This window comes from Megasphaera sueciensis, from assembly GCF_050219315.1.
In the GTDB taxonomy this organism is placed as follows: Bacteria; Bacillota; Negativicutes; order Veillonellales; family Megasphaeraceae; genus Megasphaera_A; species Megasphaera_A sueciensis.
The window spans coordinates 2,794,600-2,807,746 of sequence record NZ_CP116939.1 but is presented as its reverse complement, the minus strand read 5'-3'; the positions used below and the strand labels follow the sequence as shown (position 1 = coordinate 2,807,746).

At 39.8% G+C, this 13,147-nt stretch carries 13 protein-coding genes and 3 tRNA genes; all 16 read right to left on the bottom strand.

All coding sequences use genetic code 11. The features are described from left to right. Positions 1–167: 167 nt before the first annotated feature. The gene (locus NXG62_RS13500; protein WP_427112929.1) at positions 168–554 is read right to left on the bottom strand and encodes a RidA family protein; all 387 of its coding nucleotides are present in this window, start codon (positions 552–554) and stop codon (positions 168–170) included. A gap of 29 nt (positions 555–583) precedes the next feature. After that, the gene (locus NXG62_RS13495) at positions 584–1,255 is read right to left on the bottom strand and encodes a helix-turn-helix transcriptional regulator (protein WP_427112928.1); all 672 of its coding nucleotides are present in this window, start codon (positions 1,253–1,255) and stop codon (positions 584–586) included. A gap of 226 nt (positions 1,256–1,481) precedes the next feature. Continuing rightward, positions 1,482–2,894 (bottom strand): amino acid permease, encoded by a 1,413-nt coding sequence (locus tag NXG62_RS13490; RefSeq protein ID WP_427112927.1) that lies wholly within the window; start codon positions 2,892–2,894, stop codon positions 1,482–1,484. Positions 2,895–2,928: 34 nt separating this feature from the next. Then, complete coding sequence (ilvA, locus tag NXG62_RS13485; RefSeq protein ID WP_427112926.1) at positions 2,929–4,152, bottom strand: threonine ammonia-lyase; 1,224 nt, start codon at positions 4,150–4,152, stop codon at positions 2,929–2,931. Positions 4,153–4,538: 386 nt separating this feature from the next. Continuing rightward, positions 4,539–4,614, bottom strand: a tRNA-Val gene (locus NXG62_RS13480). Between the two features lie 39 nt (positions 4,615–4,653). Then, positions 4,654–4,728 (bottom strand) — tRNA-Glu (locus NXG62_RS13475). Between the two features lies 1 nt (position 4,729). Then, positions 4,730–4,805: transfer RNA gene (locus tag NXG62_RS13470), tRNA-Asn, on the bottom strand. A gap of 288 nt (positions 4,806–5,093) precedes the next feature. Further along, positions 5,094–6,734 carry a chaperonin GroEL gene (gene groL, locus NXG62_RS13465; protein ID WP_427112925.1) on the bottom strand — a complete coding sequence of 547 codons (1,641 nt, stop codon included), beginning with the start codon at positions 6,732–6,734 and terminating at the stop codon, positions 5,094–5,096. Between the two features lie 38 nt (positions 6,735–6,772). Beyond that, the gene (gene groES / locus NXG62_RS13460) at positions 6,773–7,054 is read right to left on the bottom strand and encodes a co-chaperone GroES (protein WP_427112924.1); all 282 of its coding nucleotides are present in this window, start codon (positions 7,052–7,054) and stop codon (positions 6,773–6,775) included. Positions 7,055–7,191: 137 nt separating this feature from the next. Next, positions 7,192–7,782, bottom strand: a complete 591-nt coding sequence (locus NXG62_RS13455; protein WP_427112923.1) for an ANTAR domain-containing response regulator — start codon at positions 7,780–7,782, stop codon at positions 7,192–7,194. A 6-nt stretch (positions 7,783–7,788) separates the two neighbouring features. Further along, positions 7,789–9,207 (bottom strand): sensor histidine kinase, encoded by a 1,419-nt coding sequence (locus NXG62_RS13450; protein WP_427112922.1) that lies wholly within the window; start codon positions 9,205–9,207, stop codon positions 7,789–7,791. A 14-nt stretch (positions 9,208–9,221) separates the two neighbouring features. Next, complete coding sequence (gene tsaD, locus NXG62_RS13445) at positions 9,222–10,238, bottom strand: tRNA (adenosine(37)-N6)-threonylcarbamoyltransferase complex transferase subunit TsaD (protein WP_427112921.1); 1,017 nt, start codon at positions 10,236–10,238, stop codon at positions 9,222–9,224. A gap of 24 nt (positions 10,239–10,262) precedes the next feature. Further along, on the bottom strand, positions 10,263–10,733 hold the full coding sequence (rimI, locus tag NXG62_RS13440) for a ribosomal protein S18-alanine N-acetyltransferase (protein ID WP_427112920.1): 471 nt from the start codon (positions 10,731–10,733) through the stop codon (positions 10,263–10,265). Further along, positions 10,724–11,434, bottom strand: coding sequence for a tRNA (adenosine(37)-N6)-threonylcarbamoyltransferase complex dimerization subunit type 1 TsaB (gene tsaB / locus NXG62_RS13435; protein WP_427112919.1), 711 nt, complete (start codon positions 11,432–11,434; stop codon positions 10,724–10,726). Before tsaB ends, rimI begins: the two co-directional genes overlap by 10 nt. After that, positions 11,418–11,888 carry a tRNA (adenosine(37)-N6)-threonylcarbamoyltransferase complex ATPase subunit type 1 TsaE gene (tsaE, locus tag NXG62_RS13430; protein WP_427112918.1) on the bottom strand — a complete coding sequence of 157 codons (471 nt, stop codon included), beginning with the start codon at positions 11,886–11,888 and terminating at the stop codon, positions 11,418–11,420. The genes tsaB and tsaE overlap by 17 nt, the downstream gene beginning before the upstream one ends. 4 nt (positions 11,889–11,892) lie before the next feature. After that, positions 11,893–12,876: a thiamine-phosphate kinase gene (gene thiL, locus NXG62_RS13425; protein ID WP_427112917.1), complete on the bottom strand. Its 984-nt coding sequence runs from the start codon at positions 12,874–12,876 to the stop codon at positions 11,893–11,895. Between the last annotated feature and the right edge of the window lie 271 nt (positions 12,877–13,147).

The following is a 13,147-nucleotide window of genomic DNA, read 5'->3' as shown; positions in this document are numbered from 1 at the left end:
TCTTAAGTGAAAAATATAATAGATAAACACATACGTTATTCTGCCATTATGATAACAAAAAAAATCACTGCTAAGAGTTGCATCCGCAACACCTAGCAGTGATTTTTCATTTGCATTTATACGAAATTTGCAAACAATGTACAAAAAAGCAGAATGTATTACTTTTTTTATTTACCGCAATATGCAATAACTTCCACTTCAACCAAGGCATCTTTAGGAAGCTTGGAAATTTCTACGCAAGAACGTGCCGGCAGTGTCTTCTGGAAATATCTTCCATATACAGCATTGACAGTCCCAAAGAAATTCATGTTGGTGATATAAACGGTTGTCTTTACAACATCATCATAGGTTAAGCCTTCAGCTGCCAAAATGGCTCCCACATTTTTCAAAGACTGTTCTGTCTGTTCAGCAACACCGCCGCCTACGATTTTACCGTTTTCCGGATTCAGAGGAATCTGTCCGGAAGCAAAAAGAAAATCACCGGCTTTGATAGCTTGAGAATAAGGGCCAACGGCACCTGGAGCTTTTTCGGTACTAATAACGTTAACTGACATAATACAACATCTCCTTAAAATAAATTATTCTATTTAGTTTGCGATAAATAGCGATAAATAGTACTTCCAGCAACATTAAGCAATTTGCTGACTTGATTAACGGCGCCTTTAATTTTAAATATACCATTCTTTTTCAGGAGATGAATAATTTCTTTTTTCTCCTGAAAAGTCAGGCGGGCTACTGTCGTTTCCCGTTCCTCTACCAGGTCTTGCACCGCTTGACTTACCACCTGATCAGAAGAAGGACGCAGCCATTCATTAACATCATGTACTCCACTATTAAGTGTTTCCTGACGATGGATATCAACATTATTTATTTGCGGCAACGAGGCTGCTACTCCGGATTTTAATATATTAACACATAACATCCCCACGAGTTTTCCCTCATCGTCACGGATGAAATAGGTTGACGAAACAAGGTTTTCTCCATTACTGGTTTTACTAGCATAATTAACCAAAGATTCCTCTTGAAAATCCGGGGAAGATTCGATAAGCTTCAATCCCAAATTCGTAAGCGGGCCGCCAATAGTCCGTCCACTTACATATCCATTGCGTATAGCAATAATAGAAGTACCTGGTGTTTGGACATCATGTAGTACCACTTCACAATGGGGTCCAATAATATCTGCAATATATCGAACCATCGGGATATAATACCGCAATATACTTTTCCCTATTTTTTCTTTCTTATTTTTTTCCAATCAATTCTCCCCCAAGATACAATTTACTACTAATGCTTATATTAATGTATAAAATTTTATCTCTTATAAAATAAATTATATGATTATTTATTTTACTGTATTTTTCAAAATACGTCAATATCCGTCACTTATTTTAGTAAATCCAATATAGAAGAAAGGATTGAATAAAAAGCAGCCTGTATCCCGGAGTTGACAGGCCAGACTGCCTTTTATTCCTTTTATTTAATTAATGTCCTTCTCCTTCCGGCATTTCAGAAGAAACATCAGAAGTTTGATCGGCATATTTTTTCTTATGAAGACCCGCAGCAAAATATCCTACCGTAAGTATAGCCATAAAAATCCATCCAACAATAAGAGACATGCGGGTATCTGGATTAAACCACATACCTACCGTTACCAATACCAAAAATGCTATACAAAAATAATTAGCATATGGATATAACGGAGATTTAAAAGGATGTGCTGCCATGACTTCTTCTCCCCAATGTTTTCTAAAATTTTTCTGAGAATATGCAAGTACAAACCAAGCAACCATCCCAGGAAAGACACTGGCGCTGTAAATATATAAAAACAATTTTGAATCAGGAATCAAGAAATTTAAGAGAACTCCAAAAATCAGACAGGAAATCGTAACCATAACACCGTTGCGAGGAACACCATTTTCTGATAATTTCCCGAAAATTTTCGGTGCCTGGCCATTCTGAGCTAACGTATACAACATGCGGCCAGAACTATATATACCGCTGTTACACCCAGACAAAGCTGCTGTAAGAACAACAAAATTGATAATACCGGCTGCCGAAGTGATACCAACTTTAGCAAAAGTGGTCACAAAAGGACTTCCCAACATTCCCAGCTGATCCCAAGGATATAATGTGACAACGATAAAAATTGCACCGATATAGAATATCAAAATACGCCATACAATATTTTTTGTAGCTTTGCGCAGTGTTTCCTTTGGATTCTGTGCTTCGCCGGCTGTTATTCCCACTAATTCGACACCTTGGAAAGCGGCAGCAACTACACACATAGCAGATAGCATACCACCTAATCCATTAGGAAAGAAACCGCCATGCGACCAAAGATTTGAAAATCCAATGGGAACGCCGCCATTGCCAAAACCAAACAGAATAACCATAGATCCGACAACAAGCATCACTACGATGGTCGTAACTTTTATAATAGCAAACCAGAATTCAAATTCACCGTAATATTTGACAGCAGCCATATTAGCAATCGCAACAATAAGCATACCGCCAAAAGCCGATATCCATTGCGGTACCAGCGGGAACCAATAATGAACATATATCCCTACTGCCGTAACTTCCGACAGCCCTACTGCCACCCACAAAAACCAGTAGCACCATGCAGTCATATAACCTGCAAACGGACAAATATATTTATGTCCATAGGTTGCAAACGAACCTGTCACCGGTTCAAGATACAACATTTCTCCCATAATACGCATAATAAAAAACATTACCAATCCTGCAATAGCATAACAAATAAGTACGGATGGCCCCGCCATCTGGATCGTGCTGGCTGATCCCATAAACAATCCTACCCCGATTGTTCCTCCCAGCGCAATCATTTCTACATGGCGCGGCTTTAAACCACGCTCCATTCCTTGTTTTTCCATCACATTTCCTCCTAATAAAGTTTTTATATATTACTTACTTAATGGAAACCTGATATTGTTTTTCCTTCAACTGTTTCATTAATCGTTCCACATGTTTTTCATTGACTGTTTCCAATTCAAGAGAAACAGCAGTATATCCAATTTCGATACCATGCTGGCTGCGTTCGTGCGTAACTGACAAAATATTTGCTCCCGACTCGCTGACAATAGATAAAAGCCGTACGAGTTCTCCCGGACGATCAGGAATTACGGTGTTAAAATAAGCTTTACGCCAAGACTTCAACAAACCTCCATTAATAATACGAGTCATTTGGTTCACATCAATATTACCGCCGCTGACCATAGCTGCAACCTTTTTATTACGCAGTCCTGTAATTTTACCATTCATAAGCGCTGCTACCGGAACCGCTCCGGCCCCTTCCGAAACAGTCTTTACTCGTTCAATAAGCCAAAGAATAGCTTCTGCAATTTCTGTTTCATCAACCGTCACAATATCATCAACATATTTTTTTACCAATTCAAAGGTTAAATCTCCAGGAGTTTTAACGGTAATACCATCTGCCAAACTTGCTTTTCCTTCCACTGTCAAAATTTTTCCCTGATTGATAGAAGTCTGCATAGAAGGCATATTTTCTGTCTGAACACCAATAATTTTAATTTTAGGATTAACACTCTTTGCTGCAACTGCAATACCGGCAATCAATCCACCGCCGCCAATAGGAACCACAATGGCATCTACATCGGGAAGCTGATCTATAATTTCCAAAGCAATTGTACCTTGACCGGCAATGACAAGAGGATCGTTAAATGGGTGTACAAAGGTATATCCATTTTTTTCAGCCAGTTCATTTGCTTTGGCAGCCGCTTCATCAAAAAAATCTCCAAAAAGGACTACATTTGCCCCATAACTGCGTGTTGCAGCAATTTTAGACAGTGGGGCATGTTTCGGCATGCAAATCGTCGACTGACAACCGTATACGCTAGCAGCCAATGCCACCCCTTGTGCGTGGTTGCCTGCTGAGGCGGCAATAACACCTTTATCTCGTTCTTCTTGTGTTAGTGAAGCTACTTTGTTATACGCACCTCTTAATTTGAAAGATCCTGTACGCTGTAAATTTTCTAATTTTAACCATACATTGCAATCAGCCACATCGCTCACAGAATTTGTAAAAGATAATCCCGTCTTTTGGGCAACCCCTTTCAACCGTTCCTGTGCTTCCTGCACCATTTTTAAAGTTACTTCCGGCTTACTGCTCATCTTTCCTTCGTCTCCCTTCAAATAGTAACGCAATTCGGTAATAATTTATCTTTCATATAATTTATTACCTGTCTACATACTTATCATACTCTTTCTAAATGTATACTGTCAAGAGATTTATTTCCCTCTAATCTATTTTTAATTTTTTACTTAATATTCTCATTTTATGTGTATTTTAAGCCATTTTCTATTGACATTACATAAAAATATTCACCTGCATTTTCTCTTATTGTCCATTACCATTAAACATTTGTCTTATTTATACAATGTAATTTTTTATTTTTATTGAAACAATTCTACTAAAATACAATATCTCTGACTCAATTAAATTATATCCTATAGAATGATCAAAAAAAAATAAGACCCATTTATACGGATCTTATTTTTGGTGGGCGATAACGGGTTTGAACCGCTGACATCCTGCTTGTAAGGCAGGCGCTCTCCCAGCTGAGCTAATCGCCCATATATTGAAATCTCAGTCCGAAGACTGAGATTTCATTGTGGTGACCCCTGCGGGATTTGAACCCACGTTCACGCCGTGAAAGGGCGGTGTCTTAACCACTTGACCAAGGGGCCATGGCTCCCCGAGTAGGACTCGAACCTACGACAAATCGGTTAACAGCCGATTGCTCTACCAACTGAGCTATCGAGGAATAAGGTGTTCGTCTGTCTGTATCGAACAATAAGTATTATACTATTAATTAAGACATTTGACAAGTGTTTTTCTCTAATTATTATCAAAACTTTTAAGTCATCGTGTTTTATTCATTTTCGTGATGTAAATTCATGCCATCAGGTATAGGACATCGTATCTAAAAAGCACTTTTCTCAATTTTACCGCTATTTAAAAATATAAAAATAGGACGCACAGCAAAGCTGTACGTCCCTTTATAGTGAATAGGAGTTTGTAGATTACACGGAGAATTTACAAGCAGGATGATTTACATCATGCCGCCCATACCACCCATACCGCCCATGCCGGCACCAGCTCCTGCAGGCATAGCAGGTTCTTTTTCCGGTTTGTCAGCAACTAACGTTTCTGTCGTCAAAACTAAAGCTGCAATAGATGCCGCATTCTGCAAAGCAGAACGAGTTACTTTAGCCGGATCGACGATGCCTGCTTTAACCATATCGACATATTCTTCTGTTAAAGCATTAAATCCTACTCCATCAGGTTGTGCTTTAACCTGAGCTACAACAACAGAGCCTTCAAGGCCCGCATTATTGGCAATCTGACGAACAGGTTCTTCTACCGCACGTTTAACAAGATTGATTCCTGTTTGTACGTCACCTTCTGCTGTCAATTGATCCAACGCTGACAAAATATCGCAGAAAGTAGTACCACCACCAGCAACAATCCCCTCTTCAACGGCAGCACGTGTAGCATTCAAAGCATCTTCAATACGTAATTTTTTATCTTTAAGTTCTACTTCTGTAGCAGCGCCTACTTCAATAACCGCTACACCGCCAGACATTTTTGCTAAACGTTCTTGCAATTTTTCTTTATCAAAATCAGAAGTCGTGTCAGCAATTTGCGCTTTAATCTGAGAAACACGAGCTTTAATTTCATCGGAATTGCCATGCCCTTCCACAATAGTTGTTTCTTCCTTAGATACACGAACTTGACGAGCTGTACCTAGATCATCCATTGTAATGCTGTCAAGTTTACGGCCTACATCTTCAGAAATAACAGTTGCACCGGTAAGAACAGCAATATCCTGAAGCATTGCCTTGCGGCGATCACCAAAACCAGGAGCTTTAACAGCTACAGCTTTAAACGTACCGCGAAGTTTATTAACAACCAAGGTTGCCAATGCTTCCCCTTCCACATCTTCAGCAATAATCAGCAATTCTTTGCCGGCCTGTACAACTTTTTCCAATGTCGGAAGCATTTCCTGAATAGAGGCAATTTTGCGATCTGTAACCAAAATATATGGTTCGCTCATAACTGCTTCCATCTTATCCGGATCTGTTACCATGTACGGAGAAATATAACCACGATCAAACTGCATGCCTTCAACAACAGACAACTGTGTTCCCATTGTCTTTGATTCTTCAACAGTAATAACACCGTCTTTACCAACTTTTTCCATTGCATCAGCAATGAGGCCGCCAATTTCTTCATCACCTGCAGAAATAGACGCAACTTGTGCTATTGATTCTTTATCAGAAACAGCAATGGAGCGTTTCTGAACTTCTTCAACCAATTTTTTTACAGCCATTTCAATCCCGCGTTTTAAAATCATCGGGTTAGCACCGGCAGCAACATTGCGCATTCCTTCCTGAATCATAGCCTGAGCCAATAACGTAGCTGTCGTTGTACCATCACCTGCTACATCATTGGTTTTTGTAGCAACTTCTTTTACAAGTTGTGCACCCATATTTTCAAACGGATCTTCTAATTCAATATCGCGGGCAATAGTAACACCGTCATTCGTAATTGTCGGCGCACCGAACTTCTTATCTAATACGACATTACGACCTTTAGGTCCCAATGTTATTTTTACGGCATTAGCTAACGCATCAACGCCTTTTCCTAATGCACGACGTGCATCTTCATTAAACAAAATCTGTTTAGCCATAATATATTCACTCTCCTGTTTTATATAGTTATTTTATATTACATAATAGCCAAAATGTCTCGTTCGCTGACAATTAAATATTCATTGCCTTCTACCTTGACTTCTGTACCGGCATATTTGGAGAAAATAATCTTGTCACCCACACTGACTTCCATAGCAACGCGGGTTCCGTTGTCCTGCAACTTACCCGAACCAACGGCAATAACTTCACCTTGGGAAGGTTTTTCTTTTGCTGTATCTGGTAAGAAAATACCGCTGGCAGTCTTTTCTTCCTTTTCTAACACACGAATTACTACACGGTCTCCTAACGGTTTAATCATGTTAACTCCTCCTCGAAAAATATAAATTTTTCACCTTTTTGTTAGCACTCATTACTGTCGAGTGCTAACCACTCTTATATATTACATAAGAATGGGAAAAAAATCAAGTCTTTTCCCATTCTTTTTTATATTTCCTATCATTTATTATGCTGTTGTCGGCGCTGCGCACTATCAACAACAGCATCCGCCACTGTTCTTAGTGACTTTCTGTTTTTCATGCTATACTGCTGCAACCGCCGATATGCTTCACGTTCAGAAATTTTATATATTTCCATCAAATATCCCTTGGCCTTATCCACGGCCTTACGTGTTTCTAACGTTTCATTCATTTCTTCCAACTGGCTGGCAATTTCCCTTTGCCGCTGGAACTGTGAAATGGCAATTTCCATTGCAGGAAATAGATTTACTTGACTGATAGGTTTTACAATATAGCCTAATACGCCTGACACCTTTGCTTTATCCACAATATCCTGCTGGCTATATGCTGTAAGAAGAAGTACGGGAGCAATATTATCATGAACAATCATCTTAGCAGCATGTATCCCATCTAACCGCGGCATTTTAATATCCAGCAAAACAATATCCGGCTTTTCTCTGCGAGCCATTTCCAATGCTTCCACACCATCTACTGCTTCCCCTACAACAGTGTGACCCGCTTCCTCCAGCAGTTCTCTCAAATCCATGCGAATAATAGATTCATCATCACCAATTACTACTCTATATCCCATAATGTATTATTCCCCCTTCTCATGTAACGGAAATCGAATAATGGCTTTTGTCCCCTGCGGCTCTGCCAAAGAAAAGTTCAATGTTCCATGCAGATCCTTTTCTACTAGTGTAGATACAATCTGCAAGCCTAAATGCTTACGTCCTTTATAATTCCGTACCGCATCGATATCCATGCCTCTTCCATTATCGGCTATTACCATCATTCCCCATGTGCCTTCATTATGAATAATTACACTTATAGTGCCTTCATGAATTCCCTCAAATCCATGTTCGATAGCATTCGTAATTAATTCATTGATTACTAATGCTATCGAAGTAGCCGCCTCTGAAGGTAAAATTAGTTTCTGCCCTTCAAATTTAGCTTCGATACGACTTTCTCGACTTACCATGCTATGTAAAAGCAAAGTTAACAATTTTTGTGCTACATCTGAAATATCAATATTTTCTTCATCATGATGGGATAATATTTCATGCACCAGAGAAATACTCAAAATACGATGCAAACTTTCTTGTAATACATCTCTGGCCTCCTGACTCTCTACCCGGCGCATCTGCATCCGCAAAAGACTGGCTATCGTTTGGAGATTATTTTTGACACGATGATGAATTTCTTTGATGACCGATGTCTTGACCATCAATTCTTCTTCTTTACGGTGAATTTCTGTTCGTTCTGTAATAACAATGATAATCCGGGATACTTTTCCTCCACTGAGGAGCGGTATTACTCTTTGTGTAAAAATAATTTTTCCATGACGTATATCCTCTACAAAACCTTCATGTGTTGCTAGCGCTTTTTTGGCTCCGGATAAATTTACGCGGCTGTTATAAATATTTTCACCTATCAATCGTATATCCCGGCCACGAAGATGCATGATACTTTCAGCCATTTCATCTGCATATACCACTTTGCCTTCCCCACTGATAAGGATAATACCATCTTGTACCGATAACGCCTGATACAGTTTGCACGATTTATCTATAATAGGCACCTGCAGTGCTTGAAATGCCGTATCCGTAAGTATATTTCGATTATTCTCAACTTTCCCAACAAACGTAATGACAGCAATTGTATCTCCCGCATTATCAACAAAAGGATACGCCATCATCGGCTCCATCTTACCGAATTCTCGTTCTTTAGCTCCTTTTAAAGGTGTCCCTGTCTGAAAGACTCGTAAGGCCAAAGGTTCATCATAGGCCGTAATGCTTTCACCAGCGCCGGCTTCTGCAACGGTTTCACTTAATCGCAGAAATAAAGGGGTGCGTTGTGCAGCAAGGACAAGTGTGTCTTTTTGCTTACCCAGTACAAAAACATTAATTTCACGCTGTGATAAATCACTGGCAAACTGCAACAAGTCCATACTATTATTTAATATGCGAATCTGTACATCAGATAGTATGCTTTTTTCCCGACATATATCATTCATGGACGCCATTTTTATCACCTCTGTGAAGATGTTATTGCCAAAGCCGGATCAGCATTAAGTGTTAAATCGGAAAACCGGTTTTCTATGGCCATATAATATGCCCGACAGCCAATCATGGCACCATTGTCGGTACAAAGAACCGGGTCTGGACGATATAATGTATACCCCTGAACACGGCAGGCAGTTGCCATAGCTTTCGCCAAACCGCTGTTAGCTGCCACGCCGCCCGCAACAGCTATCTTTTTCATGCCGCAATAGGCGGCAGCATTGATTGTTTTCTCTACCAATGTATCCACCACCGTCTTTTGAAAACTTGCCGCAACATCACTTGCAACATAGTTCAAACCACGTTGTTCTTGTGTATGAAGATAATTAAGAACTGCCGATTTTAACCCACTGAAACTAAATTCAAAATTATTTTTTTCATGGAGCGCTTTAGGAAATATAATGGCATCTGGATTTCCTGTCTTAGCCAGTTTATCAATCTGAGGACCTCCCGGATACGGATATCCCATAACTCTGGCAATTTTGTCAAAAGCTTCCCCAGCAGCATCATCCCGGGTCTGTCCCAAAAGTTTAAAAGAATTATACCCTTCAATACACACAAGCTGTGTGTGCCCTCCCGATACAACTAAAGATAAAAACGGCGGTTCTAACTCAGGATGACTTAAAAAATTGGCAAAAATATGCCCTTCCATGTGGTTTACCCCGATAAGAGGCTTATCTAGAGCAAAGCTAATTGCTTTTGCCACAGCTACTCCGACAAGCAATGCCCCAACAAGTCCGGGACCATACGTGACTCCGATATGATCTATTTTCTGTAGTGTAACCCCAGACTGCTTCAATGCTTCATCAATAATCGGCATGACATATTCTATATGCTGTCTGGATGCTATTTCCGGGACAACCCCGCCAAACTTGCGATGAATAGGAACCTGCGTTGAAATAACATTGGACAAAATGTTGCGTCCGTCTAATATGACTGCTGCTGATGTTTCATCACAGCTGGTTTCTAACGCTAATGTATACATATATCATAACTTCTTTCTCCAGACCTATTTATCGGCCCAGTGATATTTTTTTTGCTCACAACTCATGACATAAGCGTCCTCCGTAGGCTGTGTATAATATTGCTTACGGACACTTACGACCGTATATCCCAATTTTCGGTATAGATGAAGTGCCGGTAAATTAGAAAAACGTACTTCAAGAAATATCACTGAACAACCGCGTTTCCACGCAGCTTCCATCAATAAGCGCAACAATAATTCCCCGTACCCACGATCGCGGCAAGCTTTTCGCAACGCGATGTTGGTAATCTGGCCTTCATCAAGTACATGCCATAACCCAGCATAACCCCATATAACACCTTGTTCATCTTCTAATACATAATACATGGTAAGATCTATATTCATAAGTTCTCTAATAACAGCATCTTTAGTCCAAGGCTGAGAAAATGCTTCCTGTTCAACTTGACAAATCCCTTCCCAATCCTTCCGCTGCGCTTCACGCACTCTCATAGACATGATTGACCGCCATGCCGTTTTTCCCAAAGTACCTCAGCTTCACTGCGCCTTTTATACGAAGGCGTTAAGCTCATGCAGTCATCCACGCTGCCTTCGGCAAGCCGCAGAGCACCTGCCAACGCCACACTACCAGCTCTGGGTATAACCATGGTTGGCGGTGCCATACGAAAAAAACAATTTTTCTGTTCTATAACACGCCGTCCCAACAATGCTCCATCTCCACAAAACGCGACAGGTCGATCATATTTTTCAATCGTAACAAGAACATCCTCCAATTTTTTTATGCCAATAGGAACCCGTTCTATAAGCTGCGTTCCCTGCCATTCATATAAGGAAAAATAAACATTCCCCTTCTGCGCATCAATTAACGGGCAAATTAAATCAGCACAGCCTATACTATTCCATGCTAAACTTTCCGGCGTAGAAACACCTACAATAGGAATGTTCCAAGCATACGCCAACCCCTTAGCTGTGGCCAGTCCAATCCGCAGTCCCGTAAAAGAACCGGGACCGACAGCAACCGCAATACTGTCAATTGTATTTTTCGGCACAAAGGCCTTATCCAGCATATCAGCAATATGAGGCATAAGTTGCTCAGAATGGGTCAATTTTGCCTGTATCGTAAGTTCGGCACGTAATGTGTCATTATGCAAAAGAGCAACGCTAGATACTAAACTAGATGTTTCAATGGCTAGCAACATAATTCTGTACCTCTTTTTCAGCTTGTATCCAACGTTCACTTGAAAATATAAAATGAAATAAGCGATCCGTCGGACCTTTTTTTTCTATACTAATGGTTGCAGCATCAACGGGTAAACGATCCGGAAATTTTTCAGACCATTCAATGACAGTCACTCCATTTGATATATAATCGTCAAAACCTAGATCGTCTAACTCATAGTCTTCTTCCAATCGATAAAAATCAAAATGCTGCAATGGCAGTTCATTTTCATAATAATTAAATATCGTAAAAGTCGGACTCACAACTATATCCGTAATTCCCATTCCTTTTGCAATTCCTTGAACAAAATGAGTTTTACCAGCGCCCAAGTCGCCCTGCAAAGCTAAAACATCCCCCGATTTTAGAATAGCTCCAAGAATAGTTCCTAATTGTATCGTATTCTTTTCCGAATGTGTATATACATCTATCTCCATTACTTTATTCCTCGCTAAAATGATGAAATCCCAAAGGCAGTAATTTATTCTCTATTCCCTTATGAGAAATTTTTACTCCCACAGGTCCCTGACGGACACTGCCAATAGCAGTTACATAAATGTATGTTTTTTGAAGTACTGCGAAGTCTTCGGGGCTCATAGTAAATACCAATTCATAATCTTCTCCGCCGTTTAGAACAAATTTCCAAATATCCTGCGCTGTCTTTTCCGACCATAGTTTCAATTCATCACTAATAGGAATTGCCTCGCGATCCAACATAATTTCCACCTTGCTGGCTGAAGCAATTTCATTTATTTCACTGGCTAAGCCGTCGCTTATATCATTTAAGCTATGACAATTATGTTCTACCAGTAATCTTCCTAATTCTATCTGCGGCTCTGGTAAACGATGGGCTTTTTTGAGTTTTTCATACCCTTTTTCCCCAGAAAGCAGAACATCTAATCCACCCGCTGAGTCTCCCAAGGTATGCGAAACCGCTACGATATCACCGATCCTTGCCCCACCTCGGGGAATCGCTCTGCCTGCTTCAATTTCACCAAAAGCAGCTACTGTAATAACTAATCCCTCTTTAGACATTACCGTGTCACCGCCAATAATATTCACACCATATTTTCGACAAATATCCTTAATCCCCTTGTATAAAGATATCAGGTCATCCACTTCCATATTCTCGGCAATTGCTGTTGAAAGAACAATATGAGTAGGAATGCCCCCCATCGCTGCAATATCACTTAAATTAGAAACAACAGCTTTAACGCCTACATCATACCAATCTCCCGTCCGTTGAATAATAAAATGGCTATTTTCTACCATCGTATCAATGACCGCTATTTGTTCCATTCCCGCCGTCGTCTTATAAACTGCGCCATCATCGCCAATACCGATAACGACAGACTCGGGACTAAACAGTGTGCCATCTTTAATTGCATCAATAAAACCAAATTCACCTAACTCAGAAATTTTCATGAATTGAATACTCCTTACTCTTCATATCCACCTATATCAATCACATATAATATATATAATAGTCGAAATAAAAGAAAAATACAACTAACATTCATTATAGCTTATTTATATAAATACTGCATCAGCCTTATAATCTGCAACTCATATTTTAAATATCCAAAAAAACAACAGATAAATCCAGAATATTTCAACATACGCAGCCAAGTAAACTAGTAATATAAAAAAACACTCACTATATCTGTACTGACCCCCATAAGTTAGACCTAGAAAT

Excerpts from the sequence above, each read along its gene's own strand:
- tsaD (WP_427112921.1), bottom strand. The coding sequence starts at position 10,238 with ATGTATACATTAGCGTTAGAAACCAGCTGTGATGAAACATCAGCAGCA.
- NXG62_RS13455 (WP_427112923.1), bottom strand. The coding sequence starts at position 7,782 with ATGGGATATAGAGTAGTAATTGGTGATGATGAATCTATTATTCGCATG.
- groES (WP_427112924.1), bottom strand. The coding sequence starts at position 7,054 with ATGATTAAACCGTTAGGAGACCGTGTAGTAATTCGTGTGTTAGAAAAG.
- groL (WP_427112925.1), bottom strand. The coding sequence starts at position 6,734 with ATGGCTAAACAGATTTTGTTTAATGAAGATGCACGTCGTGCATTAGGA.
- ilvA (WP_427112926.1), bottom strand. The coding sequence starts at position 4,152 with ATGAGCAGTAAGCCGGAAGTAACTTTAAAAATGGTGCAGGAAGCACAG.
- tsaB (WP_427112919.1), bottom strand. The coding sequence starts at position 11,434 with ATGTTGCTAGCCATTGAAACATCTAGTTTAGTATCTAGCGTTGCTCTT.
- thiL (WP_427112917.1), bottom strand. The coding sequence starts at position 12,876 with ATGAAAATTTCTGAGTTAGGTGAATTTGGTTTTATTGATGCAATTAAA.
- NXG62_RS13450 (WP_427112922.1), bottom strand. The coding sequence starts at position 9,207 with ATGAATGATATATGTCGGGAAAAAAGCATACTATCTGATGTACAGATT.
- tsaE (WP_427112918.1), bottom strand. The coding sequence starts at position 11,888 with ATGGAGATAGATGTATATACACATTCGGAAAAGAATACGATACAATTA.
- NXG62_RS13500 (WP_427112929.1), bottom strand. The coding sequence starts at position 554 with ATGTCAGTTAACGTTATTAGTACCGAAAAAGCTCCAGGTGCCGTTGGC.
- rimI (WP_427112920.1), bottom strand. The coding sequence starts at position 10,733 with ATGTCTATGAGAGTGCGTGAAGCGCAGCGGAAGGATTGGGAAGGGATT.
- NXG62_RS13490 (WP_427112927.1), bottom strand. The coding sequence starts at position 2,894 with ATGGAAAAACAAGGAATGGAGCGTGGTTTAAAGCCGCGCCATGTAGAA.